24 protein-coding genes are annotated in these 21,643 nt (G+C 66.6%); 12 read left to right on the top strand and 12 right to left on the bottom strand.

What is annotated here, in order from left to right:
* Positions 1-39: 39 nt before the first annotated feature.
* Entirely contained in the window at positions 40-261 is a 222-nt protein-coding gene (locus tag CK230_RS32055) for an alkylphosphonate utilization protein (protein ID WP_095820779.1), read from the bottom strand.
* A gap of 620 nt (positions 262-881) precedes the next feature.
* Positions 882-1,145 carry a hypothetical protein gene (locus CK230_RS32050; protein WP_095820778.1) on the bottom strand — a complete coding sequence of 88 codons (264 nt, stop codon included), beginning with the start codon at positions 1,143-1,145 and terminating at the stop codon, positions 882-884.
* A gap of 323 nt (positions 1,146-1,468) precedes the next feature.
* On the opposite strand from CK230_RS32050, the gene CK230_RS32045 reads away from it, so the two are divergent.
* Both CK230_RS32045 and CK230_RS34065 read left to right on the top strand, forming a co-directional pair.
* Complete coding sequence (locus CK230_RS32045) at positions 1,469-2,401, top strand: hypothetical protein (protein ID WP_095820777.1); 933 nt, start codon at positions 1,469-1,471, stop codon at positions 2,399-2,401.
* A 550-nt stretch (positions 2,402-2,951) separates the two neighbouring features.
* Entirely contained in the window at positions 2,952-3,074 is a 123-nt protein-coding gene (locus CK230_RS34065) for a hypothetical protein (protein WP_280952588.1), read from the top strand.
* A 383-nt stretch (positions 3,075-3,457) separates the two neighbouring features.
* On the opposite strand, the gene CK230_RS32040 is transcribed toward CK230_RS34065, so the two are convergent.
* Entirely contained in the window at positions 3,458-4,366 is a 909-nt protein-coding gene (locus tag CK230_RS32040; protein ID WP_095820786.1) for a LysR family transcriptional regulator, read from the bottom strand.
* Between the two features lie 133 nt (positions 4,367-4,499).
* On the opposite strand from CK230_RS32040, the gene CK230_RS32035 reads away from it, so the two are divergent.
* Together CK230_RS32035 and CK230_RS32950 are read left to right on the top strand one after the other, a co-directional pair.
* Positions 4,500-5,927, top strand: a complete 1,428-nt coding sequence (locus CK230_RS32035; RefSeq protein ID WP_095820787.1) for an MFS transporter — start codon at positions 4,500-4,502, stop codon at positions 5,925-5,927.
* A 215-nt stretch (positions 5,928-6,142) separates the two neighbouring features.
* Positions 6,143-6,343 (top strand): hypothetical protein, encoded by a 201-nt coding sequence (locus CK230_RS32950; RefSeq protein ID WP_141246175.1) that lies wholly within the window; start codon positions 6,143-6,145, stop codon positions 6,341-6,343.
* 24 nt (positions 6,344-6,367) lie between these two features.
* Here CK230_RS32950 and CK230_RS32030 read toward each other — a convergent pair whose 3' ends face one another.
* Positions 6,368-6,607 (bottom strand): hypothetical protein, encoded by a 240-nt coding sequence (locus CK230_RS32030; protein ID WP_095820776.1) that lies wholly within the window; start codon positions 6,605-6,607, stop codon positions 6,368-6,370.
* Positions 6,608-6,785: 178 nt separating this feature from the next.
* The gene (locus tag CK230_RS32025) at positions 6,786-7,184 is read right to left on the bottom strand and encodes a low affinity iron permease family protein (protein ID WP_141246174.1); all 399 of its coding nucleotides are present in this window, start codon (positions 7,182-7,184) and stop codon (positions 6,786-6,788) included.
* A 367-nt stretch (positions 7,185-7,551) separates the two neighbouring features.
* Here CK230_RS32025 and CK230_RS32020 point away from each other — a divergent pair, with 367 nt between their 5' ends.
* The 5 genes from CK230_RS32020 to CK230_RS32000 all read left to right on the top strand — a co-directional run bounded on the left by CK230_RS32020 (position 7,552) and on the right by CK230_RS32000 (position 12,569).
* Positions 7,552-7,719 (top strand): hypothetical protein, encoded by a 168-nt coding sequence (locus CK230_RS32020; protein WP_095820775.1) that lies wholly within the window; start codon positions 7,552-7,554, stop codon positions 7,717-7,719.
* A gap of 126 nt (positions 7,720-7,845) precedes the next feature.
* Positions 7,846-8,157 (top strand): hypothetical protein, encoded by a 312-nt coding sequence (locus CK230_RS32015; RefSeq protein ID WP_095820774.1) that lies wholly within the window; start codon positions 7,846-7,848, stop codon positions 8,155-8,157.
* 224 nt (positions 8,158-8,381) lie between these two features.
* The gene (locus tag CK230_RS32010; protein WP_095820773.1) at positions 8,382-9,752 is read left to right on the top strand and encodes a nodulation protein NfeD; all 1,371 of its coding nucleotides are present in this window, start codon (positions 8,382-8,384) and stop codon (positions 9,750-9,752) included.
* A complete protein-coding gene (locus CK230_RS32005) occupies positions 9,749-10,507 on the top strand; it encodes a slipin family protein (protein ID WP_095820772.1) in 759 nt (252 codons plus the stop codon). Before CK230_RS32010 ends, CK230_RS32005 begins: the two co-directional genes overlap by 4 nt.
* A 151-nt stretch (positions 10,508-10,658) precedes the next feature.
* Positions 10,659-12,569 carry a diguanylate cyclase gene (locus CK230_RS32000; protein ID WP_210201507.1) on the top strand — a complete coding sequence of 637 codons (1,911 nt, stop codon included), beginning with the start codon at positions 10,659-10,661 and terminating at the stop codon, positions 12,567-12,569.
* A 50-nt stretch (positions 12,570-12,619) separates the two neighbouring features.
* Here the strand turns inward: CK230_RS32000 and CK230_RS31995 are convergent, their stop codons facing one another.
* From CK230_RS31995 to CK230_RS31985, 3 genes are all read right to left on the bottom strand, one after another.
* Positions 12,620-13,105: a hypothetical protein gene (locus tag CK230_RS31995; RefSeq protein ID WP_245430138.1), complete on the bottom strand. Its 486-nt coding sequence runs from the start codon at positions 13,103-13,105 to the stop codon at positions 12,620-12,622.
* 129 nt (positions 13,106-13,234) lie between these two features.
* The gene (locus tag CK230_RS31990) at positions 13,235-13,618 is read right to left on the bottom strand and encodes a VOC family protein (protein WP_095820770.1); all 384 of its coding nucleotides are present in this window, start codon (positions 13,616-13,618) and stop codon (positions 13,235-13,237) included.
* Between the two features lie 44 nt (positions 13,619-13,662).
* A complete protein-coding gene (locus tag CK230_RS31985; RefSeq protein WP_095820769.1) occupies positions 13,663-13,872 on the bottom strand; it encodes a hypothetical protein in 210 nt (69 codons plus the stop codon).
* 139 nt (positions 13,873-14,011) lie between these two features.
* Here CK230_RS31985 and CK230_RS31980 point away from each other — a divergent pair, with 139 nt between their 5' ends.
* Positions 14,012-14,389 (top strand): SgcJ/EcaC family oxidoreductase, encoded by a 378-nt coding sequence (locus CK230_RS31980; protein ID WP_095820768.1) that lies wholly within the window; start codon positions 14,012-14,014, stop codon positions 14,387-14,389.
* Between the two features lie 13 nt (positions 14,390-14,402).
* Here CK230_RS31980 and CK230_RS31975 read toward each other — a convergent pair whose 3' ends face one another.
* Positions 14,403-15,332, bottom strand: a complete 930-nt coding sequence (locus CK230_RS31975) for a LysR family transcriptional regulator (RefSeq protein WP_095820767.1) — start codon at positions 15,330-15,332, stop codon at positions 14,403-14,405.
* Between the two features lie 98 nt (positions 15,333-15,430).
* Here CK230_RS31975 and CK230_RS31970 point away from each other — a divergent pair, with 98 nt between their 5' ends.
* On the top strand, positions 15,431-16,441 hold the full coding sequence (locus CK230_RS31970) for an NAD(P)-dependent alcohol dehydrogenase (RefSeq protein WP_095820766.1): 1,011 nt from the start codon (positions 15,431-15,433) through the stop codon (positions 16,439-16,441).
* Positions 16,442-16,744: 303 nt separating this feature from the next.
* Here CK230_RS31970 and CK230_RS31965 read toward each other — a convergent pair whose 3' ends face one another.
* Genes CK230_RS31965 through CK230_RS31955 form a run of 3 tightly spaced genes read right to left on the bottom strand, consistent with a single transcriptional unit; the run spans position 16,745 to position 20,516 of the window.
* Positions 16,745-19,039 (bottom strand): xanthine dehydrogenase family protein molybdopterin-binding subunit, encoded by a 2,295-nt coding sequence (locus CK230_RS31965; RefSeq protein WP_095820765.1) that lies wholly within the window; start codon positions 19,037-19,039, stop codon positions 16,745-16,747.
* A complete protein-coding gene (locus CK230_RS31960; protein ID WP_095820764.1) occupies positions 19,036-20,019 on the bottom strand; it encodes a xanthine dehydrogenase family protein subunit M in 984 nt (327 codons plus the stop codon). The genes CK230_RS31965 and CK230_RS31960 overlap by 4 nt, the downstream gene beginning before the upstream one ends.
* On the bottom strand, positions 20,016-20,516 hold the full coding sequence (locus tag CK230_RS31955; RefSeq protein WP_176480303.1) for a (2Fe-2S)-binding protein: 501 nt from the start codon (positions 20,514-20,516) through the stop codon (positions 20,016-20,018). The genes CK230_RS31960 and CK230_RS31955 overlap by 4 nt, the downstream gene beginning before the upstream one ends.
* A 432-nt stretch (positions 20,517-20,948) precedes the next feature.
* On the opposite strand from CK230_RS31955, the gene CK230_RS31950 reads away from it, so the two are divergent.
* Complete coding sequence (locus CK230_RS31950; RefSeq protein WP_095820763.1) at positions 20,949-21,545, top strand: TetR/AcrR family transcriptional regulator; 597 nt, start codon at positions 20,949-20,951, stop codon at positions 21,543-21,545.
* Positions 21,546-21,643: the final 98 nt, after the last annotated feature.

Raw genomic sequence — 21,643 nt, 5'->3', positions numbered from 1 at the left:
CTAACGCAGTGCAACATAAGGGGAGATTGGGCCCCGCAATCACGCCTTCTTCAGGAACTCCGTCTTCAGCACCAGGCCCTTGACCTGCTTGGTGTTGCATTCGATCTCGCCGGGATTGCCGGTGAGGCGGATATTCTTCACCAGCGTGCCGCGCTTGATCGTCTCGGACGTGCCCTTGACCTTGAGGTCCTTGATCAGCGCCACGGAGTCGCCATCTTTCAGCGGCGTGCCGTTGCTGTCTTTCACGATGGCGTCTGTCATGGCGGATCTTTCATGGCTGGATGGTGGTGCGCCCGCCTAACGCGCCAGCCACAGGCTGGTCAAGCTGCGGGGGCTGCCGATTTCCCACAAGGGGGAGATTGGCGTAGCGTGTCGCCAGATCTTCGAAGGCCGGACCAATGCCCCGTCTGGTTGGGCGAGGGTGTCGCCAGCACGCGGGTGCAACGTCAGCAGTTCCTTGTCTCCTGCTCACCGGGACAAGATGCCGGAAGGGTGGCTGAGGTTGATCAACGCGGAAGTGATTTTCGCTGCCCCAGGCAGAAAACTGAACCTGCGCGGACCGCGTTTTGCGCTCCGCGCGGGCGCGTGCCAGCTGCCGCCGACACCCTAGCCCCGACCCTCAGGCTGGCCGGAGGGCCTTGGTCCGGCCCCTCTAACTGGGGCCGTTTTCCGTTTCCTCGCCGACCCGATGCGTGACACCGGAAACGCGGTCACTCCGCGCTGGAAATGAATCCACAGCGCCGGGCGATAAGCTTGGCCAGGATCGCCTTGCGGCGCCCTCTCGGCGCCCGCTTGCGCTATACCGCCGGTGATCTTGGCTTCGGCGGCTTACGACAACGCAAGCGTGAGGAGAACCGCTGATAAGATGATTTTCATGACTGTTACTTTGTTGACTCTGTGGCCTCCTCTTCCTTGAAACCGGACGCGTCAAGCAGGGCGACCTGCTTGCCGTCGACGAAAAAGCGTATAGCGTGCGCCTCGTTGTCGATGGCGATGCGCGTGGGCTGCAGAGTCTGCGGCGCGGGCCCTTTCACATATTTCGGCGCCGACTCTCCGGCCGGCGCATACGCGAGGAGCAGCGCCAATGCGATGCATCCCGCGGTAAATACAATGAAGGTGAGTCTGGAAGAGTTGGTCGAGGTCATCTGATAGTCCTTCTTGACGAGGTGGCGTTACGGTTCGGCTGGTCCCGGCATTGCCGGCCGGGTTTCGCAGTTGCTCGAAATCGAGCATCTCACCGCTCTAAGAAGGAAGGGGAGCTCAAGCCCCACATTCAGCGCGTTTTTCCTGACGGTCTGCCCCTTGCCCGTCGCGAGCTTAGCGCGGGCCCCCCTGCCAAGAAGGCAGCGCGTGCGGAATGCCGTGGAATTATCTGGAATTCCTGGAATTTTAGCGTGTGGAAATGTACAATAGGAGGACGCGCCAGGCATGGTATGGCTGATGGCCGGGTGGTGGAGGGGGCAGCCGCATGGCACAGCATATTGCGCAAAAATTGCGGCTGACCTCGGCGCTGCTGGGAACCGTCACCCGCAAGGAACTGGCGGCGGCGTTCCGGGCCGTCAACCCGAGGACTGCATTCGACCTTGGCCGCGCCGACAAATGGCTGCAGGGCCGGGCTCAGCCGCGCGAGCAAAGCGTCTACGACGATTGGGCGAAAGTGCTGCGCCTCGATCAGCCCGGCGCCTGGATCGCCGAGAGCGATCTGCCGAGCTTCGCGGCCGCCATCGCGGCCCGCCACGGCATCGGCGTGGCGGAGCTCGAACGCCGCGCCCACGCGCAGTCCGCTGCCTCGCCCGGGCATGACGACAGAGGCATCGGACTGGCTCTCGCCGGGACCTATGCCTGGTACACTAGCGCCTGGTCGCCCTATTATCGCGGCCAGCTCATCAGGGGCCGCCTGGCGATCGAGGCGGGGCCGGGTGCGCATGCCTTCACCGCCATGTATCGCGAGACAATGCCGAATGGGCAGTTGCAGCTGCTTTCCGGGCCGGTCACGCCGACAAAACGTAGTCTCTATCTGCATCTGAAGGAGGTGGGCGGCGAGGGGCAGTCCTTCCTTTGCCTATTCCCGCATACGCAGCCGGTGAGTGTGCTCGGCGGCTATATGGTCGGCACCGCCATCTTCGCCCCGGAAGCGCAGCCCTCGCTTACCAGGATCCTGTTGGTGCGCCTGCGCGCGCCTGCCGCCGAACAATGGGGCGGGCCCCTGCCGCCCGGCATCTCGATCGCCGCCGACCTGGCAAGTCTCGGCATCGTCATGGAGCACCCGGAAGCAATCGACCGCCAACTCGGCCAATTCCTCAGCGCCGACAGCGACGGCGGCGTCAACCAGATCCCCCCGTCCGAGTTCCGCGCCATCCTCGACGTGTTCGACCGCCATTGGCTGCAGCATGGCGGCTAATTGTCCTGTGTCGTTCCCGGCGCGCAAGCGCGATCGGTTACGTTGCAAGCAGCGGCAGAACTGGAAGCCGGGCTGGCCAGGAGCGGGCGGTGCACTGCATGTGCCCGCCCGTCCGGCGCCGCCGCCAAGCTGCTGAAACCCCGTCCGTCCCCAACAGCAACGGTCATGGCGTGACCAGTGCTTACGGAGTGCCATTGGCGCGGTGCCCTGTCAACGCCGGCAGCGGTCGGCCCGGAAGCGGCTTTTGGGTCGCCTTTTCGTGCTGGAAGCGTCCCTTGCAGCCATTCCGGCGCTGCCGCGAAATGGCGGGATTCCGGGCTTTTCGCGCTTGGCCGAGCTTATATGCCTATCTGCTTGAATAAGCTGATTTTTCACCGGCCGACATTTCCTGCCGCCCCAGACTTTTTTTGGGTGCATTTGGCGGCGCGGCATCGGGCGGCCGGCAGCGGCCGATTTCACCTTGAAGCGGCATTGAAGGCTTTGTGAGTCAATTCATGATGTTCTCATGAAAGGCATGGTAGAGTGTCGCGCAGCGAAGGGGGAAGTTGCGATGGCCAATCGGTTGTTCGAGATCCTTGCCAGACGGCGCGCGTGGCTGGACCGGGTCGCACTGGGGCTGCTTGTCTTCCTGGCGACCTTGGTCGCCGCGCTGATGGGCGGCGCCAGCGCCTGAAGCACGCCGCGATCTCGCGGCTCAGTCCTGCAAAAGAGGGGGTGCGCCGTAGCCGCGCAGGCCGGTTCCGTTGCAGGCCTGGCAGGAAACCCGTTGTCCAGGGCAATTGTCGCGCAACGTGCCCGATGGACAGCATGAGCCTTTCGACGCCACCTGCTTTTCACACTCGAACACCTTGCCGGCGCCCAGGCACCGGGGGCACGCGAACTTCCTGAATTCGCTCAAGCGAGCCTCCGGCTGTTTCAAAGCGCCCGGCAACGCGCCGACCATGCCACGGGTTCCATGCACGGTCCGATTTTCTTGGCGTTCATTATACATTAGTGATGGCTAATGTTAAAGAGTCCCGCGGCGCGTGGCTGGTTCCTCGCCGCGTTGATCTCCCCTCAAGGGCCGGGATTGCGCGCTCCGCCGCACACCTCCTTCACCAGCCCTCGCAGCCAGCGATGCGCCGGATCGGCATCGAGCCTCGGATGCCACAACAGCGAGATTGTCAGTGGGGCAAGCTTGACCGGCAGCGTGAAGGTGAACAGGCCCTCGCGCAGCGTGCCCGTATAGCGCTCCGGCACCGTGGCGATGAGGTCCGAGCCGCGCGCCAGCGCCAGCGCCTCGGCGAAGCCGCCAACCACGGTCGCGATCGTCCGCGTCAGCCCGGCGAGCTCCAGCGCGTCATCCACCGGGCCGCGATCGAGCCCGCGCCGCGAGATCAGTATGTGGCGGCCGGCCGCGAAGCGGGCGGCGGTGACGCGGCCTTCGCTCAAGGGATGGCCGGCCCGCGTGACGCCGACGAAGCGGTCGCGGAACAGCGCCCGCGAACGCACCTCCGGCCCGGTCGTATTGCCGATCACGCCGGTCTCCAGGTCGACCGCGCCCTCGCGCATCGGGCCGCTGTCCTTGTCGGGCTTCGGCACGAAGCGCAATTGCACGCCCGGCGCTTCCCGCGACGCGCGGGCCAGCAGCGCCGGGCCGAAATTCTCGACGAAGCCGTCGCTGTTGCGCAGCGTGAAGCTGCGCTCGAGCCGCGCGAGGTCGAGCCGCTCGGCGGGCCGCAGAACCGCTTCCGCCTCCTTCACCAGCCGGCCGACCGCCGCGCCGAGCTCGACGGCGCGCGGCGTCGGCACCAGGCCTCGCCCGGCGCGCACCAGAAGCGGATCGCCGGTCGCCTCGCGCAGCCTCGCCAGCGCCCGGCTCATCGCCGAAGGACTGAGCTTCAGCCGCCGCGCCGCCTTGGCGACGCTGCCTTCGGCAAGCAGCACATCCAGCGTGACGAGCAGGTTGAGATCGGGTCGCGACATAAGCGCAACCATAGCATGGTTGTCGCTCGATGACATGGCGTTCGATGCACTGATCAAGTGCAAATGCTGCGCGTTCCGCCATATCGGCTGGATGCCTATCTTGCCGGCGAGTTCACCCGACGGAGAAGACATCATGGCCGATATTGCCGAGACCCGCGCCGCGCCCGTAAGCCATTCGAAGGCGGGTGCGCTGGCCAGCCTGTCCTTGGCCATGCTCGTCTCCTCGCTCGCCACCAGCATCGCCAATGTCGCGCTGCCGACGCTGAGCGTGGTCTTCGCCGCGTCCTTTCCGGCGGTGCAATGGGTGGTGCTCGCCTATCTGCTCGCCATCACGGCGCTGATCGTCAGCGTCGGGCGCCTCGGCGATCTCGTCGGCCGGCGGCTCTTGCTGATCGCCGGCCTGGCGCTGTTCAGCGCCGCCTCGTTTGCCGCCGCGCTCGCGCCGTCGCTAGCGCTGCTGATCGCCGCGCGCGTCGTGCAGGGGCTGGGCGCGGCGGTGATGATGGCGCTGACGATAGCCGTCGTCGGCGAGACGGTGCCGAAAGAGCGCACCGGCAGCGCCATGGGTCTGCTCGGCACCATGTCGGCGATCGGCACGGCGCTCGGCCCGTCGCTCGGCGGCGTGCTGATCGCCGCCCTCGGCTGGCGCTCGATCTTCCTCGTCAACGCCGCGTTGGGCGGTGTCGCGCTGCTTGCCGCCTGGCGCTTCCTGCCGGCGGCGGGCATCCTGCGCCAGGCGACGGGCGCGAAGGCCCGCTTCGATGTGCCGGGCACGCTGCTGCTCGCCGCCACGCTTGCCGCCTATGCGCTGGCCATGACCATCGGGCGCGGCCATTTCGGCGGCCTCAACACGGCGCTGCTCGGCGGGGCAATTGTTGGCGCGGCGCTGTTCGTCGTCGCCGAGGCCAAGGTGGCGTCGCCCCTGGTCAAGCTCGCGCTGTTGCGCGACAGGGTGCTGGCGCCGAGCCTCGCCATGAACGCGCTGGTCTCGACGGTGATGATGGCCACTCTGGTCGTCGGGCCGTTCTTCCTGTCGCGCGCGCTGGGCTTGAGCGAAGCGGCGACCGGGGCCGTGCTGTCGATCGGCCCCGTGGTCTCGGCGGTCTGCGGCGTCATTGCCGGGCGTATCGTCGACCGGCTGGGGGCGGCCGCGATGGTCATCGCCGGCCTGGCGCTGATGGTTGCCGGCTGCGCCGCGCTCGCGGCACTGCCGAGCCTCTTCGGCGTTGCCGGCTACGCGGCAGCGATCGCCGTGCTGACGCCGGGCTACCAGCTCTTCCAGGCCGCCAACAACACCGCCGTCATGGCCGATGTCGACAGAAGCGAGCGCGGCGTGGTGTCGGGCATGCTCAGCCTCTCGCGCAATCTCGGCCTCGTCACCGGCACGGCGGTGATGGGCGCGGTGTTCGCCTTCGCCGTGGGGACGAGAGATATCGCGGCGGCAGCCCCGGCGGCCGTCGCGCACGGAATGGCAATGACCTTTGCGGTGGCCGCGGGTTTGGTCGTGGTCGCGGTGGCGATTGCGATTGTCAGCGGTCGGAGGGAGCGCTGCAGCGCCTGATCTCCGGAGCCCAGCCTGCGCTGTGACATAAGGATGCGGTCGGGAGCCGACGCCCGGTCGGAGGAAAGGGAGACGCCGTTAACAAATGCAAGTGCCAGAACTGAGAAGTGTGGGCAGTGTCACTCTGGCCGATGCATGGATGGTCTATAACGTCTCCACGGGCAGGGGTGGGGTAGCGGTTCTGCTGGAGTGGGCGTGGCGGGGAGGTCGAAGTGATGCATGAAACCTGGTGGCGGCGGCGGGAAGATCAGCCTCTGATTCCGGAACGTGAACTTCGCTTTATGATGAAGCTCGGGCGTCTGGAGCGCGACGAGGCAATGAGATTGCTGGGGCGATACCGTGGGGACCGCGAGGCGGTATATGCCGAGTTGAGAGCGCGCGATCTGATCAGGGAACGCAACGCGCGGCCTCACTGACGGTTTAATGCCGCCCTTGGGAACTCAGAGCCCGAGCGTCCAGCCGGCCGTTGTTTGAGGTTTCCTGTCTGACCGGAATGGTGCAACGAAGATGACTGGCCGATGAGTGGCCTCGACGAAAGCGGCCGCGGCCGTCTCGACGGCGTCGGCGCAATGGTCGACCATGTCGAATCGCTTTACCACGCGGTCATGCAGCAGCGACAGCCTTGCGGCCCGATGGAGCTCGGCGCGCTTCTCGCCATGCATATCGAGTGGAGCGAACATAACCATTCCCGCAAACGGCGATGCCTGGCGTTTGTTCCGATCGGCCCGGGTGACAACGATGCGCTGGGATGGCTTCATGGGTTGGAGACGCTTCCGCGATCGCGTAATTTCGCCGCCGCCCGCGAAGCCTATCTTTGCCTGGCGGCGGTGCCCATTCCGCCTTCGGCCGGTGCCTCAGCTACCCCAACGAAGCCCCACCCACTGGGGCGCCGGCCTCATCCCTTGCGCCATTCGACGTTTCCAAGGCCGCCAGGCGCTCGGCCTCAATCTCCAGTTCCACCAGCTTGGACTTGATCTCATGCGGCTCGGAATGTTCGAGCCCGACCACGTCGTTGCGCGTCTCACGCAGTGCAATGACGATCTCGTCGAGCTTGGCGTGGATGGCGGCGGTGTCCCGGTAGCCCTGGATGAGGACCACCCCGGTGATGATGATGGCCGCCACCGACAGGGCATAGGTCACCACGTTTGTAAGCCCGAACGGCACCAGCAGCGTGCTGGCGGCCATGGCCCCAAGCATCGCGTAGAAGCCGGGCGGGCGCGACAGGAAATCCGCGACGCGGAAGAGTAGGCGGTTCATCGGCCGCCTATCCGAGCAGCATGCCGGCTACCAGCACGGTGAGCAGCATCGATACCGGCACGGCCAGAAGCCAACGCGCCTCCAGAACACTGTTGCGATGGTCGTCCATGTTCGTTGCTCCTGTTGGCAGACTTGATGCTGCGAATTCCATGCCGGCAAACGAGGACGGGAGGCCTTCGTTCCGCCTGTCGGGCGACGGTCCGAGAGCTGTATCGGACTGAAGTCGGACGGACCTGCGAAGAGGGCCGAGCGCCGCAACCAAAGCCAGGGCCTCGCATTGGCACGCGCGCCGATTTCCGCGCGCCGCCGATAGGGAGCAGACATGAGCCTTGATAGATCGACAGACCTTGATAGATCGACAGACGATGTGGACGACCAACCATACGAGCCGGCATTCTTCGCCAGCAAATACGGCCTGCCGGCTCGGCTCGCCAAAACGATGATCGAGGCCAACGGCCCCGGGCGGCGAGCCTGCGACGCCGCCGCCAGGACCTACCTGCGCTACATGGCGCTCCGGCGTCGGCGCGACAGCTGAGCCTTGCCGCCGGCTGTGCTTTTCCACCTGCCGCGGTCCATTGCGGATGCAACCCGGGCGGGAACCAAAGCTGCGGGCGGCGGTTTATCCGGCGAAGGGACGAATTCAGGAACTAGGAAAAGAGCAATGAAAACAGTGCTTCTTGCTGCCCTGGCGCTCTGTGTCGCCGTCCCCGCCGTTGCTTCCGCGGCCGAGGCCGATGTCGTCATCAGGACGCATCACAGGCATTACTATCACCACCGCCCGGCGGTCGTCATCAATGACGAAGGCCACCGTCTTCACCACCGCCACCACGGCACGGTCGCCTTCTACGACAATGGCAAGCGCGGCTGGCGTCACCGCCATCACCGCCGCGATGACACCGTGATCGTCACGGGTTCGATCGGCCACCGGCACCACCATCGTCCGGTCGTGGTCGAGAGCGACTCCGATTATTGACGCAACGCGGCCGGGTTGTGCGCAACGAAGCACCGGCCGGCCGCGTTTGTTTGCCGATCTTATTCCTCGCGCAGGCCTCCTGCGCCGCCGGATGGTCGAAGTAGGGATGGTCGCCTCCTGATCTCGCTCGAGCGGTCTTGCGGGGGAAGATCGCGCGTTGCGCCTCAACGCCCCATTGGACTTCGCCGCGACACAACCCATATTTGAGCCATGGAGCTTTGAGCGTGAGCATCGCGCGGGTGGCCCTCTTCGCCGCTGCTCTTTTGGGCGCGGCCGCCGTTTCTGCCTACTCCTCCGCCGGGAGCGGGAAGGTCGCGTTGAGCATCGCCGTCGACGGCGCCATCGGGCCGGCAAGCACCAGGCAGCTCGAGGACGCGCTCGACACCGCCGCCAGGCGCGACGCCGCGGTCCTCATCCTTCAGCTCGATACGCCGGGCGGCCTCGTCACCTCGATGCGCGAGATGATCGCCGACATCCTGGCCTCGCCTGTGCCGGTCATCGGTTATGTCGCGCCCTCCGGTGGTCACGCGGCCAGCGCCGGCACCTACATCCTCTACGCCACCCACGTCGCGGCGATGGCGCCCGGCACCAATCTCGGCGCCGCGACGCCGGTCGAGCTCGGCGGCCTGCCGTCGCTTCCAGACGGCGAGAAGGGCAAGGACCAGAAGGACGCAACCGGGCAGCCGGCCGGCGACGCGATGATGGCCAAGGTGACCAATGACGCGGTGGCGCTCATCCGCTCGCTCGCCGAGATGCGCGGGCGCAACGGCGACTGGGGCGAGAAGGCGGTGCGCGAGGCGGCGAGCCTGTCGGCCCACGCCGCGCTGCAGGAACATGTCATCGACTTCGTCGCCCGCGACACCACCGAGCTTCTGCAGCTTGCCGACGGGCGCACCGTCGAGGTAGCCGGCAGGAAAGAGGTGCTGGCGACCAAAGGGCTGCCGGTCGAGACGCTGGAGCCCGGCTGGTTCATTCGGCTGCTGGCCGTCATCACCGACCCGAACACGGCAGTCATCCTGATGCTGGTCGGCGTCTACGGCATCGTTTTCGAGTTCACCAGCCCGGGCGCCGTGGCGCCGGGCGTCATCGGCACCATCTGCCTGGTGCTCGGGCTCTACGCGCTGAACCTCCTGCCGATCAATTACACCGGTCTCGCCCTGATGCTGCTCGGCGTCGCCTTCCTGATCGTCGAGGCCTTCAACCCAACCGTGGTGCTGGGGCTGGGCGGCGTCGCCGCCTTCCTGCTGGGCTCCGCCATGCTGCTCAAGGTCGAAGGGCCGGGCTTTGCCATGTCGTGGGCGGTCATCGGCCCGGCCGCCGCGCTGACGCTCGGCCTGGCCTTGCTCACCGGCACCTATGTCTGGGCGGCGCGCAAGAACCCGCCGCGCGTCGGCGGCGAGGCCATGCGCGGCCTTCCCGTCGAAATCCTCGACTGGCAGGGCGGCGAGGGGCATGTGCTGGCTTTGGGCGAACGCTGGCGGGCGAGGGCAGGCGAGCCCATGCAGCCCGGCGACCGTGTCGAGGTGACCGATGTCAGCGATCTCGTGCTGACGGTGCGGCGTCGCGATGCAGGCAACAACGGAGCAATAAAATGATGGTCGGTTACGTGGCCTATCTCATCATTGCGGTGGCCGTGATCATTTTCCTGGCGGCGGCAATCCGCATCCTCAGGGAATATGAGCGCGGCGTGGTCTTCACGCTCGGCCGCTTCACCGGGGTCAAGGGTCCCGGCCTGATCATCCTCGTCCCCTTCGTCCAGCAGATGGTGCGGGTCGACCTGCGCGTGGTGGTGCAGGATGTGCCGCCGCAGGATGTCATCTCGCGCGACAATGTCTCGGTCAAGGTCAACGCCGTGCTCTATTTCCGCATCGTCGACGCCGAGCGGGCGATCATCCAGGTCGAGGATTTCATGGCCGCCACCAACCAGCTGGCGCAGACCACGCTGCGCTCGGTGCTCGGCAAGCATGAGCTCGACGAGATGCTGGCCGAGCGCGACAAGCTCAACAGCGACATCCAGGAGATACTCGACCAGCGCACCGATGCCTGGGGCATCAAGGTTTCCAATGTCGAGATCAAGCATGTCGATCTCAATGAGAGCATGATCCGCGCCATCGCTAAGCAGGCCGAGGCCGAGCGGCTGCGCCGCGCCAAGGTGATCAACGCCGACGGCGAGCAGCAGGCGGCGGCGAAGCTGGTCGAGGCCGGCCGCATGCTGGCAGCCGAGCCGCAGGCCATGCAGCTGCGCTATTTCGAGGCCCTGCACGACATCGCCGGCGAGCGTTCGTCGACGGTGGTGTTCCCCCTGCCGGTGGAACTGCTCGGGCAGTTCATGAAGGCGCAGGGCAAGTGAGGCACTGAGCCTGCTGCTTCCCATGGGTGAGGCGAAGGGCTCCGCCAAAGGAGGAGCCGCGTTCGCCAACGGGGCGCAACCGGGAACCACCTTGAGTGGCGGCCTTAACCCGGAAACAACTTTTCAAGTGCTTTTAATGCCCCGATCGGAGATGGGTATCGGCGTCATGTGGCAGCATCTTTCGGCAAATCTCGCCGCGGTGGCGCTGTTCGTTTCCGGCTGGAACTACGTGCAGCCCTGGCTCGAGGGCCGCTCTCAAAGGGTCAGGCTGCTCGTCTTCGGCTGCATCATGGGCTGGGGCGCGCTGGCCTCCATGCTGTTGACCGTCGAGGTTAAGCCGGGCGTCCTGCTGGATCTCAGGACGTCGCTGGTGGCGACGGCCGGCCTGTTCGCCGGCATGCCGGGCGCGTTGGTGGCCACCGCTTTTCCGCTGGGATATCGCATCGCGATCGGCGGCCACGGCCTGACCGCCGGCCTGATCGGCATCGCGGTGGCATTCGCCGCCGGCGTTCTTGCCAACCGCCTCATCGGGCGCCACCAAACGCGCGCCTGGCAAGTGCTCGTGTTTGCGGTTTGTGTCGGCCTGTCCGGGCTTGTGCCCGTATCGATCCTGCCGCAAACGGCCGCCCCCGATATCGATGTCCACCTCGTGCTGCCGCTCATCGCACTCAATATCGCGGCAACCGCCGTGGCCGGCCTCGTCGTGCTGCACACACAGCTTGTCACCAAGGAGCGCGATCTGCTGCGCGCAGCGGTCGCCCAGGCGCCGGACTTCTACTATGTCAAGAACGCGCGCGGCCAGTTCGTCGCCGTGAACCAGACGGTCGCCACCTACAATGGCTATGAACACCCCGTGCAGATGACGGGCAAGACCGACTTCGACATAGCCGACGCCGCTCGCGCCCGCATCCTTTCCGGGTTGGAGCAGAGGATGCTGAAATCAGGCGAGGGGCTTGCCGACTTCGAGGAGCAGGTCCCCGATCTGAAGGGTAACCTTCGCTGGTTCTCGACCTCCAAGACACCTTTGCGCGATGTCGACGGCAACGTCATCGGCCTTGTCGGCGTCACACGCGACATCACGGCCCAGAAGCAACTCGAACAGACGCTGCTGGAGGCCAAGAACCAGCTCTCCTATGCGCTGTCCGAGATGTCGGACGGCCTTGCCATGTTCGATACCGAGGGCGTTCTGGTCTTCTGCAACCAGCAATACCGCGAGCTGTTTCCGCTGACCGGCGACCTGCGCGTCCCCGGTACAAGGCTGCGCGACATCCTGGAAGCCGTGACCGTGACCGGCGAGCAGGCGGGCATCCCCAAGGGCCACGAGCGGGAATGGATAGACAGCGTCGTGGGCGCGCTCCACACCCCCGGCGAGCAGCAGATCAAGCTGTTCGACGGCCACTGGCTGATGCTGAGGACGAGACCCACCCAGGCCGGCCTGGCGCTGGTGGTCGTCTCCGACATCACCGAGATCAAGAGCACCGAGGGAGAGCTCACCACGCTGAGCAACCAGCTGGCGCAGCTCGCCAACACCGATCCGCTTCTGGGTGTCGGCAATCGCCGCGCTTTCGATCAGGCGCTGGCCGGCGTGGTTGCGGATACCAGCCAGTCCGAGCGGGAAATCGCGCTGCTCCTGATCGATGTCGATTCGTTCAAGGCCTATAACGACCGTTATGGACACCTTGCCGGAGACGAGTGCCTGCGCCAGATCGCCGACTGCCTGCGCCAGCGCACGCGTGCCGGCGATTTCGTGGCGCGCTATGGCGGCGAGGAATTCGCGATCATCCTGCCGGATACGTCGGCGGCCGGCGCCATGCGCGTCGCCGACAATCTGCGGGCCGCGGTGCGCGAGCGGGCGCTGGAACATGATCGCAGCGCGCGCAAGGTCGTCACCATCAGCGTCGGTGTCGCCATCAGCGGCCCGACCGCCCGCCACGACCCGACCAGCATGATCCTGCAGGCGGACAAGGCTCTCTACGCCGCCAAGGCAGGCGGGCGCGACGCCACGCGGCTGGCCGAGCCGGACGCCGGCTTCCAGACCATTCCGCTTCCGCGCAAGGCGTGACAAGCGCAGCGGGAAAGGCATCGGAACAAGCGGGTGCTTGCGGCCAGGCGTCAATCCGCCTCGCCGCCCGAACCCTTGCCGCACTCGGCCAGCACCTTGCCGATCGCGGCGCCTGAACCTTTCAGCGGAAACGTCGCCTCGCCATACTTGTCCGCGCTGACCGTCACGTCGCCCTTGCCGCGCAGGAGCGCCAGCAACGGGTCGGTCGGGCCGGAGAGCTCGGTCGTGAAATAGTTGTACATCGCCTCCAGCTCGAGCTTCTTCGTCAAGCTCTTGCCGCCGGCCTTGAAGGTGAAGGAGCCGCTGATGCCGGGCTCCAGCTGCCCGCCCGCGGCGCCGAGGTCGTAGCTCAGCACCGGCTTGCCGAAACAGGCGAGCATCAGATGCGCATCGCCCTTCGACCCGCCGCACACCGAGGCCGTCATCACGCTGCCGCCCTCGTCCTCCTCCATCTTGGCCGACCAGGAGCAGGACGCGCCATGGGCGGGCAGGGTGGTGAGCAATGCCAGGATGAGTGTTGCCAGCCCGCGCCTCATGATCGCTCCCTCTCGTGAGGCGGTGATCATACAGAGATTGGCGAAAACGGGCGAGCGCGCAATCTCCCACGGAGATGTCCGGCAGGACAGAGGTGCGTGAAGGAAAGCCGACCTATCGATGAGTTGCGCTCACCGGGCCTTGGCCGTCTGGAACAATTCCACCAGATTGCCGGAAGGGTCGACAAGCAGGATTTGCGAGCCGCCCGGCCCGGTCACGATTTCATTGCGGAAGCTGAGGCCCGCCGCGCGCAGCCGGGCAACCTCGGCCGCAATATCCTCGACGATCAGGTGGATGCGGTTCCAGCCGCCCGGGCCCGGCCGCTCGCCATCGGGCATCGGCCTGCCCGCTGAACTGGTCGGACCGCTGAGGAGCAGCCGAAGCGCTCCCCTCGAGACATCCGCGAAGGCTGGCGCATGGTTCGAAAGCTGCGTGAAGCCCAGATGCTTCATGTACCAGGCCAGGGCCTCATCGACGTCGTTGACCATGTATCGGACATTTACAGTCGTGGACATTAGTCTCGCCTTTTGCGTGAACGGACCAGCCGGTTTAGTCGGGCTTACCGCCAGGCTGCCTCATTTTTCTGCTCATAGTCCCTGAATGCCTTGATCAGGCCGCCCACGACCTCCGCCGACGTTTCGAACATCGCCTTCAACTGGGGCTCATCGACCTTCGTGATGTCTTCCCGGAGGTGGTCCTGGATCTCCTGGAATGCTTTCTGCATTTTCTGCGTGTGGTGCCGCGGATCACGGTCGGCTGCGCTTGCCATTGTCCGTCTCCATTCCTGGAGTGCTTTGTTGCAAACGCGCGCACAGAGGGAGGGTTCCGTCACCAGGCATTGTCAGCGGCGGCAGGCGCGCCACCTATTGAGCGAACCCGACCGCCGTGGAATTGCAAGGAGCAAGGCAATGACCGACGACGAGGCCGCGATCCGACAGGTGGTCGAGACATGGATGGTGGCGAGCCGCAAGGGCGATCTGGAGACCGTGCTCGACCTGATGACGGACGACGTCGTCTTCATGGTTCCCGGCAAGGAGCCATTCGGCAAGCAAGCCTTCGCCGCTGCCTTCAAAGGCATGGGCAAGTCAAAGGTCGACGGCGCGAGCGAGATCGTCGAGCTCAAGCTTTTCGGCGACTGGGCCTATATCCGCAACCGCATCGACGTGACCGCCACGCCGCCGGGCGGCGAGCCGGTGCGGCGGTCCGGCTATACGCTGACGCTGCTGCGCAAGGAGAGCGACGGGCGCTGGCGGCTGGCGCGGGATGCGAACTTGCTGGCCGGGTAGCGCGCCGCGGTCCTCACCGCCGCCAGGGCGGCTCGGGCGAAAATCGCTTGCCGATCCAGTCGGCGAAGGCGCGGGTCTTGGCGGCCTGGCCCCTGGCCGAGGGCATGACGACATAGACCGCGCCCTCGTCGGCCAGCGTCCAGTCCTCCAGGATCGGCACCAGCCGGCCGCTGGCGAGCTCGCGTCCGACCAGCCAGTCGGTGCTCATCATCAGGCCGACGCCCTGCACGGCGGCTTCGACCAGCACCTCGGCGTCGTCGCTGACCAGCGGCCCGGAAACCTCGACGCGCGCGCGCCGGCCCTCGCGGTCGGTCATCTCCCAGGCCGGAAAGGTCTGGAAGCCGGTGAAGCCGAGGCAGGAATGCTCAAGCAGCGCCTGCGGGGTCTCCGGCCTGCCCCTTCGGGCGAGGTAGGACGGGGCGGCGCAGAGCAGCCGGCGCCGCGTCGCCACCTTGCGCGCCACCAGGCGTGAATCCTCCAGGCTGCCCAGCCGCACGGCAACATCGAAATTCTCGGCGACGAGATCGGCGAAACGGTTGGAGAATTCGGCCTCGATGCGCAGATCCGGGAACTCGGCGAGGAACTGCGGCAGGAACGGGGCTATCCACATGCGCCCGAACGTGCCGGGCAGCGCCAGCCTGAGCAGCCCGCGCGGCCGGCCGCCGGCATGGGCGGAGGCGGCGGCCTCGGCCTCGTCGACAGAAGCCAGGATGGCGCGCACGCGCACCAGGAATTCCGCGCCCGCTTCGGTCAGCGACACGCTGCGCGTCGTGCGGTGGAGCAACCGCACCCCCAGCCGCTCTTCCAGCGATTGCAGTCGGCGCGAGAGGATGGTCGCGTCGCGCCCGACCCTTGCTGCCGCCCGGGTGAAGGAACGCGCCTCGGCGACGGCCGCGAAGGCGGCCATTTCGGCGAGGGCGGAGGGTTCAACTGATTGCTGCATTATTTGCAATTCTCAAATGCAAAAGCCGACAATTATCGAGGAATAGCGCAGCAGATAGGTTCACTCAACCGTCAATCGACCACCCACGGAGTGAACCCATGAAAGCCATCGAACTCAGCCAGCCCAGGCTCGACGCCTTCCGCGCCGCCAGCGTCGCCACGCCCGAACCGCAGCGCGGCGAGGTGCTGATCCGCCAGCGCGCGGCGAGCCTCAATTTCGTCGACGTCGCCGTGGCGGGCGGCAACTATCCCGGACCGGTTTTCCCGCTCATACCCGTCGCCGACGGCGCCGGCGAGATCGTTGCGCTCGGCGAGGGCGTGACCACGTTTGCCGTTGGCGACCGCGTCGTCGCCCATGCCAAGCCGCGCTGGATCGGCGGCAGGCCGCGGCCCTACGAGATGAGGCAGATGCGCGGCATCTCGCTGCCCGGATCGCTCGCCGAATATGTTGCGCTCCCGGCCAATTCGGTCGTGCCGGTGCCGGCGCATCTCTCCTTCGAGGCGGCCTCGACGCTGCCCATCGCCGGCACCACCGCCTGGAACGCGATCCGCGCCGCCGATGTCGGACCGGGCTCCGTCGTCGTGCTGCTCGGCACCGGCGGCGTCTCGATCTTCACGCTTCAGCTTGCCAAGGCGGCCGGCGCCACCGTGATCATCACCTCGTCCTCGGACGAGAAGCTGGAGCGGGCCAAGGCGCTCGGCGCCGATCACCTGATCAACTACCGCTCGACGCCGGACTGGGACGGCAAGGTGCTGGAACTGACCGATGGCCTCGGCGCCGACCTCGTCGTCGAGACAGGCGGCACCGCCACTTTCGCCCGAGCGGTCAACGCCACCGCGCCCGGCGGAACGCTGTTCACCATCGGCTTCGTCACCGGCGCCGAGGCGACGGTCAACCTGCTGCCGATCATCATCAAGGCGCTGAAGGTGCTGGGCAACAATACCGGATCGGTCTCCGACTTGCGCGACGCCGCCCGCGCCGTCAGCGCCGCCGGCATCGAGCCGGTCGTCGACAAGGTGTTTTCGCAAGAAGAGGCGACCGAAGCCTATACCCATATGGCCGCCGGCGGCCTGCATTTCGGCAAGCTGGTGTTCGGGCTGGATTGGTAGCCGACGCTTGAGATTGGCGAAAGCGGTCGAGCGCTGATCTCCCCCTTGTGGGTCCCTTGTGGGGGAGATGTCCGGCAGGACAGAGGGGGGCGCTTTCCCGCCGGCGTATCAAAGGCCTGGGTTCCTCGCCCCTGCCAAAGGCGGGGGAGAGGTGTCCGCGAAGCGGACGGAGAGGGGGCCTTCGTAGGGCGCTCCCCTCTCCGTCTCGGCTTCGCCGAGCCACCTCTCCCCACATTCGTGGGGCGAAGAACCTCGATCCTGAGAGGACGGCGCTCCGTCAAGCCCCACTTCCTCGCACCGACCTCAGATCAGCTTCTCCAGCGTGATCGGCAGATCCCGCACCCGCTTCCCCGTCGCGTGGAACACCGCATTGGCAATCGCGGGCGCAATCCCCACGATCGCCAGTTCTCCCACGCCCTTGCCGCCGAGCGCGGAGGAGTGCGGGTCGGGGATGCCGACTGAGATGGTCTGGATGTCGGGGATGTCGGCATTGGTCGGCAGCATGTAGTCGGCGAAATTGCCGTTGACGATGCGGCCGTGGCGGCGGTCGACGATGCCTTCCTCGAGCAGCGCCTGGCCGATGCCCATGATGATGCCGCCCTTCCACTGACTCTCGGCCAGCTTGGGGTTGTAGAGCCGGCCCGAATCCAGCGCCGACACCACGCGCGACACCCGCACCGTGCCGAAGTCTTCATCCACCCGCACCTCGACGAAATGCGCGCACCAGGAATAGCGCGAATAGTCGCCCTCGGTGTGCGGGATCGACTTGGCGATCGTAGTGTAGTTCTTGTAGCGCTCCTCGGCCGTCGTGCTCGCCGGCAAGGTGTCGCCCTTGGCCTCGATCCTGTCGCGGCCGACGGCGCTCATGAGTTCGGCGATCGACAGCTCCGGTCCTTCGCCGCGCGGCGAGGCGATGCGGCCGTCCCGCACCTGCAGCGTGTTCGCCTGCAGCTTCTGGAATGGCGAGCGCGGATCGGAGAGCGCAAGGCCGATCAGCTCGTCCAGTGCCTGACCGGCCGCCTTGTAGACGGCGCCGGTCATGACGCCGGCCAGCCGCGAGCCGCCGGTGACGCCGGCGCGGGCGAAGTGGGAATCCCCGAGCTTAACCGACACGCGTTCCACCGGCACGCCGAGCGTTTCGGCGGCGGTCTGCGCCAGGATCGTGTAGGTGCCCTGGCCCATGTCGATGGAGGAACTTTCGACCACGACCGAACCGTCGGCGAGGATCTTCACCACCGCCTCGCCATGGGCGCGCCGCACCGGATAGGTGCCGGCCGCCACGCCCCAGCCGATCAGCTGATGACCGTCGCGCATCGAGCGCGGCTCGGGCGAGCGCTTCGCCCAGCCGAAGGCTTCGGCGCCGGCGGCAAAGGCTTCGCGCAGCTGGCGTGTCGACCACGCCTTCTTTGCGTGCGGATCCTGTTCGGCATAGTTGATCAGCCGCATCTCCAGCGGATCGATGCCGAGCTCATAGGCGAGCTCGTCGATGGCGCATTCGATGCCGAAGGCGCTGGGGTTCTCGCCCGGCGCGCGTTTTGCGCCCGGCACCACGGTGTTGACCCGCACCACATTCTGCCTCGAGGAGAAGTTTTGCGTGGCATACATGATCGAGGTGACCGAGCCGAGCGGCTCGACCCACATGCCGTCGACCGCGGTTTCATTGACGCCGCGATGCACGATCGACTGGATCCTGCCATCCCGGTCGGCGCCGATCGCCACCGTCTGCCGCGTCGCCGCGCGGCCGCCATAGGACGTGAAATTCTGCGGGCGGTTGAGCACCAGCTTCACCGGCCGGTCGAGCATCCTGGCCGCGGCCGCCGCCACCGCGCTGTGGGCCAGCGCGAGCGCCTTGGAGCCGAAACCGCCGCCGACATAGGGCGAGACCAGGCGCACATTCTCGAACGGCACGCCGAACCATTCGGCATAGGTGCGCGCCATGCCGTCCAGCCACTGGCTCGGCTCCCAGATGGTGAGCTCGTCGCCTTGCCAGCGCGCGATCAGCCCGTGCGGCTCCATCGCCGCCTGGAACTCGCGCGGCGTGTTGTAGGCCGCGCAGATGCGCACCGGCGCTTCCGCGAAAGCGGCTTCAGCGTCGCCCCATTCCTTGGTCATGGCGTCGATCGGGATGCCGTCGCCGGCCTTGCCGTCGCTCAAGTCGACGATGGCCGGCATCTCGTCGTACCAGACCTTGACGAGTGCTGCCGCCGCCACCGCCTGCTCGAAGGTCTCGGCCACGACGGCCGCAATGTGCTGGCCGGAAAAGGTGACGTCGCGCACGAGCGGCGCGTAGGTCGGCTGTGCCGGCGGGTTGCCCAGCCAGTCCGACGCGCCCTTCAGCTCCATGATGGTGTCGGGTGTCAGCACGGCAAGCACGCCCGGCGCGGTCTCGGCCGCGCGTGCGTCGATGCCGATGACCTTGCCGGCGGCAATCGTCGCGCCGACCAGCACCGCATGCGTCAGCCCTTCGAGCCGCTGCTCGACGGCGTACTTTGCCGCGCCCGTGATCTTGGCCGGGCCGTCGACGCGCGACAGCCTGCCGCCGACCGCTTCGAGGCGCGCGCTGTCCGACGCTGCGTGCTTCATGTCATGAACGGTCATGCCGTCTCTCCCAATTTGAGGATGGCGCGCACGACGACGCGCGGCGCCAATGCGATCTTGTAGTGGTTGGCGCCATGGTCGACGGCGCCTTCCATGGCGAGCTCGCTCGCCTTGCGCACGGTCTCTTCGTCGAGCATCTGGCCCTTCAGCGCCTCTTCGACGGCGCGTGCCCGCCACGGTTTCGTCGCGACGCCGCCGAACGCGACGCGGATGTCGCGGACGGTGCGGCCGTCGCCTTCGAGCTCCAGCCCCACCGCCGCGCTTGCGGCCGCGAATTCATAGGACTGGCGGTCGCGCACCTTGACGTAGGTCGAGCGCCTGGCTGCCGCCGAGCCGGGGATTTCGATCGCCGTGATCACCTCGCCGGGGCGGATGTCATGCTCCTGCTCGGCGGTGGCGCCCGGGGCGAGGAAGAAATCCTCGACCTTGAGCTTGCGCTCGCCGAGATCGACCTCGGCGTCGAAGGCGACGAGCGCGATTGCCAGGTCGCCCGGATAGGTGGCGATGCAGGCCTCGCTGGTGCCGAGCACCGCATGGCCGCGCGTCACGCCGCCGATCGCCGAGCAGCCGCTGCCGGGCGCGCGCTTGTTACAGGCCGGGAAGTTCTGCGGATCGCGGAAATAGGGACAGCGCGTGCGCTGCATCAAATTGCCGCCGATGGTCGCCATGTTGCGCAGCTGCGCCGACGCCGCCTGCCACAGCGCTTCCGAGACGGCGGGGAAGAGGTTCTTCACCTGCGGGTTGTCGGCGACATGGCTCATCCTGGCCAGCGCGCCGATGACGGCGCGGTCGGCGGTCACGTCGATGGCGTTGAGCCCCTCGATATGGCTGATGTCGATCACGGTCGAAGGTTCGGCGACGCCGCATTTGGCGAGGTCGATCAGCGTCGTGCCGCCGGCAAGCAGCATCGCGCCGGGCAGGGCGGCCGCGTTACGCGCGGCCTCGATATTGCCGGCGCGGAGGTAGGAAAAATCTCTCATGAGCGCAGCTCCTGTGCGGCCTGGCGGACGGCGGCGACGATGTTGGGATAGGCGCCGCAGCGGCAGAGATTGCCGGCCATGTATTCGCGGATCTCCTCGTCGGAACCGGCATGGCCCTCGCGGATGCAGGCCACCGCCGACATGATCTGTCCCGGCGTGCAATAGCCGCACTGGAAGGCGTCCTGTTCGAGGAACGCGGCCTGCACGGCGTTGAGCGTGCCGTCCTCGTCGGCCAACCCTTCGATGGTGGTGATCTCGCGGCCTTCGACTTGCGCTGCCAGGGTCAGGCAGGCAAGCACCCTTTGGCCATCGACATGGACAGTGCAGGCGCCGCACTGGCCCTGGTCGCAGCCTTTCTTGGTGCCGGTCAGCGCAAGCCGGTCGCGCAATGCGTCGAGCAGCGTCACGCGCGGCTCGATCTCCAGCGCATGGTCGCGGCCGTTGATGGTGAGATGTACGGAAAGCGTGGTGGGACTGATGGTGACTTGGTCATTCATGAGGCGTCGGGCTCCAATTGCTGGACGCTTGAGCGGATGGAAATGGGGCTTGGGGGGTGAGGGGCAAGGGAAGGCGCAGCCTAATCTCCCCCCTTGAGGGGGAGATGGCCGCGAAGCGGTCAGAGGGGGTCGTCTCACATGGAGCGCCAACCTCGTCTTGGGCCGCAAAGGGCGCCGGCGCTTCACGCGTGGTGACCCCCTCTGTCGCCTCCGGCGACATCTCCCCCTCGAGGGGGGAGATTATCGGCGCCCCACTCCAGCGGTCAGGTGAAGCTTTCCGTCCATGATCTGGTGACATAACGCTTCCCCTGGTTATATGATAAAAGCGCTCCACTAAAGCGGAGGTGCCTCCGTTTATCTAACTGGGGTCTGGCCAGTCATGGTTCAACCCCCCATATTGCGTCGGTGGAGAAAAAAGTGCCCGACCAGGAAATGACCGCTGAAGCGACGCGTGACGCGCCGGCGCAAAAGCCGCTGCGCGCCGATGCGCAACGCAACCGCGAAAAGCTGGTCGAAGTGGCGGCGCAAATGTTTGCCAGCGACGGCGTCGATGCCTCTCTGGAGGAGATCGCCAAGCGGGCAGGGGTCGGCATCGGCACGCTCTACCGCCACTTCCCGACGCGCGAGCATCTGGTCGAGGTGGTCTACCGCCGCGAGGTGGAGGGCCTCTGCCACGCGGCCGAGGACCTCGCCCGCGAACATCCGGCCGATGTGGCGCTGGAGCTCTGGATGCAGCGCTTCGTCGACTACATCGCCACCAAGCGCGGCCTCGCCACCAGCCTGCGCCTGCTGCTCACCACCAACTCGACGCTGTTCTCCGACACGTCCGGCCGCGTCTCCGGCGCCATGCGAAGCCTGGTCCAGGCCGCCGCCGCCGCGGGAAAAATCCGCGCCGACGTCGACTCTTCCGATGTCATGCATGCGCTGGGCGGCATCTACTCGGCGCCCAACACGCCCGACTGGCGCGAGCGGTCGGGGCGGTTGGTGAAGCTCTTGATGGATGGATTGCGGTTCGGGGCGAGGGGATAGGGCTCCCCCTTCTCCCACAAGGAGGGTTTTGCACGGGGAGCGAGTTCTGTTTGTTGGGCTAGTGAGGCGTTTTTTGAAGGCGTGAGGAGCGGTTTTCG

The sequence above is a fragment of the Mesorhizobium sp. WSM3859 genome, assembly GCF_002295065.1.
Taxonomy (GTDB): domain Bacteria; phylum Pseudomonadota; class Alphaproteobacteria; order Rhizobiales; family Rhizobiaceae; genus Mesorhizobium.
Note: the sequence above shows the minus strand (reverse complement) of the source record. Positions and strands in the feature narration are given on the sequence as shown.

Excerpts from the sequence above, each read along its gene's own strand:
- CK230_RS31960 (WP_095820764.1), bottom strand. The coding sequence starts at position 20,019 with ATGAGAGATTTTTCCTACCTCCGCGCCGGCAATATCGAGGCCGCGCGT.
- CK230_RS31955 (WP_176480303.1), bottom strand. The coding sequence starts at position 20,516 with ATGAATGACCAAGTCACCATCAGTCCCACCACGCTTTCCGTACATCTC.
- CK230_RS32950 (WP_141246175.1), top strand. The coding sequence starts at position 6,143 with ATGCATGAAACCTGGTGGCGGCGGCGGGAAGATCAGCCTCTGATTCCG.
- CK230_RS31975 (WP_095820767.1), bottom strand. The coding sequence starts at position 15,332 with ATGCAGCAATCAGTTGAACCCTCCGCCCTCGCCGAAATGGCCGCCTTC.
- CK230_RS31980 (WP_095820768.1), top strand. The coding sequence starts at position 14,012 with ATGACCGACGACGAGGCCGCGATCCGACAGGTGGTCGAGACATGGATG.
- CK230_RS31990 (WP_095820770.1), bottom strand. The coding sequence starts at position 13,618 with ATGTCCACGACTGTAAATGTCCGATACATGGTCAACGACGTCGATGAG.
- CK230_RS31965 (WP_095820765.1), bottom strand. The coding sequence starts at position 19,039 with ATGACCGTTCATGACATGAAGCACGCAGCGTCGGACAGCGCGCGCCTC.
- CK230_RS31970 (WP_095820766.1), top strand. The coding sequence starts at position 15,431 with ATGAAAGCCATCGAACTCAGCCAGCCCAGGCTCGACGCCTTCCGCGCC.
- CK230_RS31985 (WP_095820769.1), bottom strand. The coding sequence starts at position 13,872 with ATGGCAAGCGCAGCCGACCGTGATCCGCGGCACCACACGCAGAAAATG.
- CK230_RS32040 (WP_095820786.1), bottom strand. The coding sequence starts at position 4,366 with ATGTCGCGACCCGATCTCAACCTGCTCGTCACGCTGGATGTGCTGCTT.
- CK230_RS32000 (WP_210201507.1), top strand. The coding sequence starts at position 10,659 with ATGGGTATCGGCGTCATGTGGCAGCATCTTTCGGCAAATCTCGCCGCG.
- CK230_RS32030 (WP_095820776.1), bottom strand. The coding sequence starts at position 6,607 with ATGTTCGCTCCACTCGATATGCATGGCGAGAAGCGCGCCGAGCTCCAT.
- CK230_RS32025 (WP_141246174.1), bottom strand. The coding sequence starts at position 7,184 with ATGAACCGCCTACTCTTCCGCGTCGCGGATTTCCTGTCGCGCCCGCCC.
- CK230_RS34065 (WP_280952588.1), top strand. The coding sequence starts at position 2,952 with ATGGCCAATCGGTTGTTCGAGATCCTTGCCAGACGGCGCGCGTGGCTG.
- CK230_RS31950 (WP_095820763.1), top strand. The coding sequence starts at position 20,949 with ATGACCGCTGAAGCGACGCGTGACGCGCCGGCGCAAAAGCCGCTGCGC.
- CK230_RS31995 (WP_245430138.1), bottom strand. The coding sequence starts at position 13,105 with ATGAGGCGCGGGCTGGCAACACTCATCCTGGCATTGCTCACCACCCTG.
- CK230_RS32055 (WP_095820779.1), bottom strand. The coding sequence starts at position 261 with ATGACAGACGCCATCGTGAAAGACAGCAACGGCACGCCGCTGAAAGAT.
- CK230_RS32005 (WP_095820772.1), top strand. The coding sequence starts at position 9,749 with ATGATGGTCGGTTACGTGGCCTATCTCATCATTGCGGTGGCCGTGATC.
- CK230_RS32045 (WP_095820777.1), top strand. The coding sequence starts at position 1,469 with ATGGCACAGCATATTGCGCAAAAATTGCGGCTGACCTCGGCGCTGCTG.
- CK230_RS32035 (WP_095820787.1), top strand. The coding sequence starts at position 4,500 with ATGGCCGATATTGCCGAGACCCGCGCCGCGCCCGTAAGCCATTCGAAG.
- CK230_RS32050 (WP_095820778.1), bottom strand. The coding sequence starts at position 1,145 with ATGACCTCGACCAACTCTTCCAGACTCACCTTCATTGTATTTACCGCG.
- CK230_RS32015 (WP_095820774.1), top strand. The coding sequence starts at position 7,846 with ATGAAAACAGTGCTTCTTGCTGCCCTGGCGCTCTGTGTCGCCGTCCCC.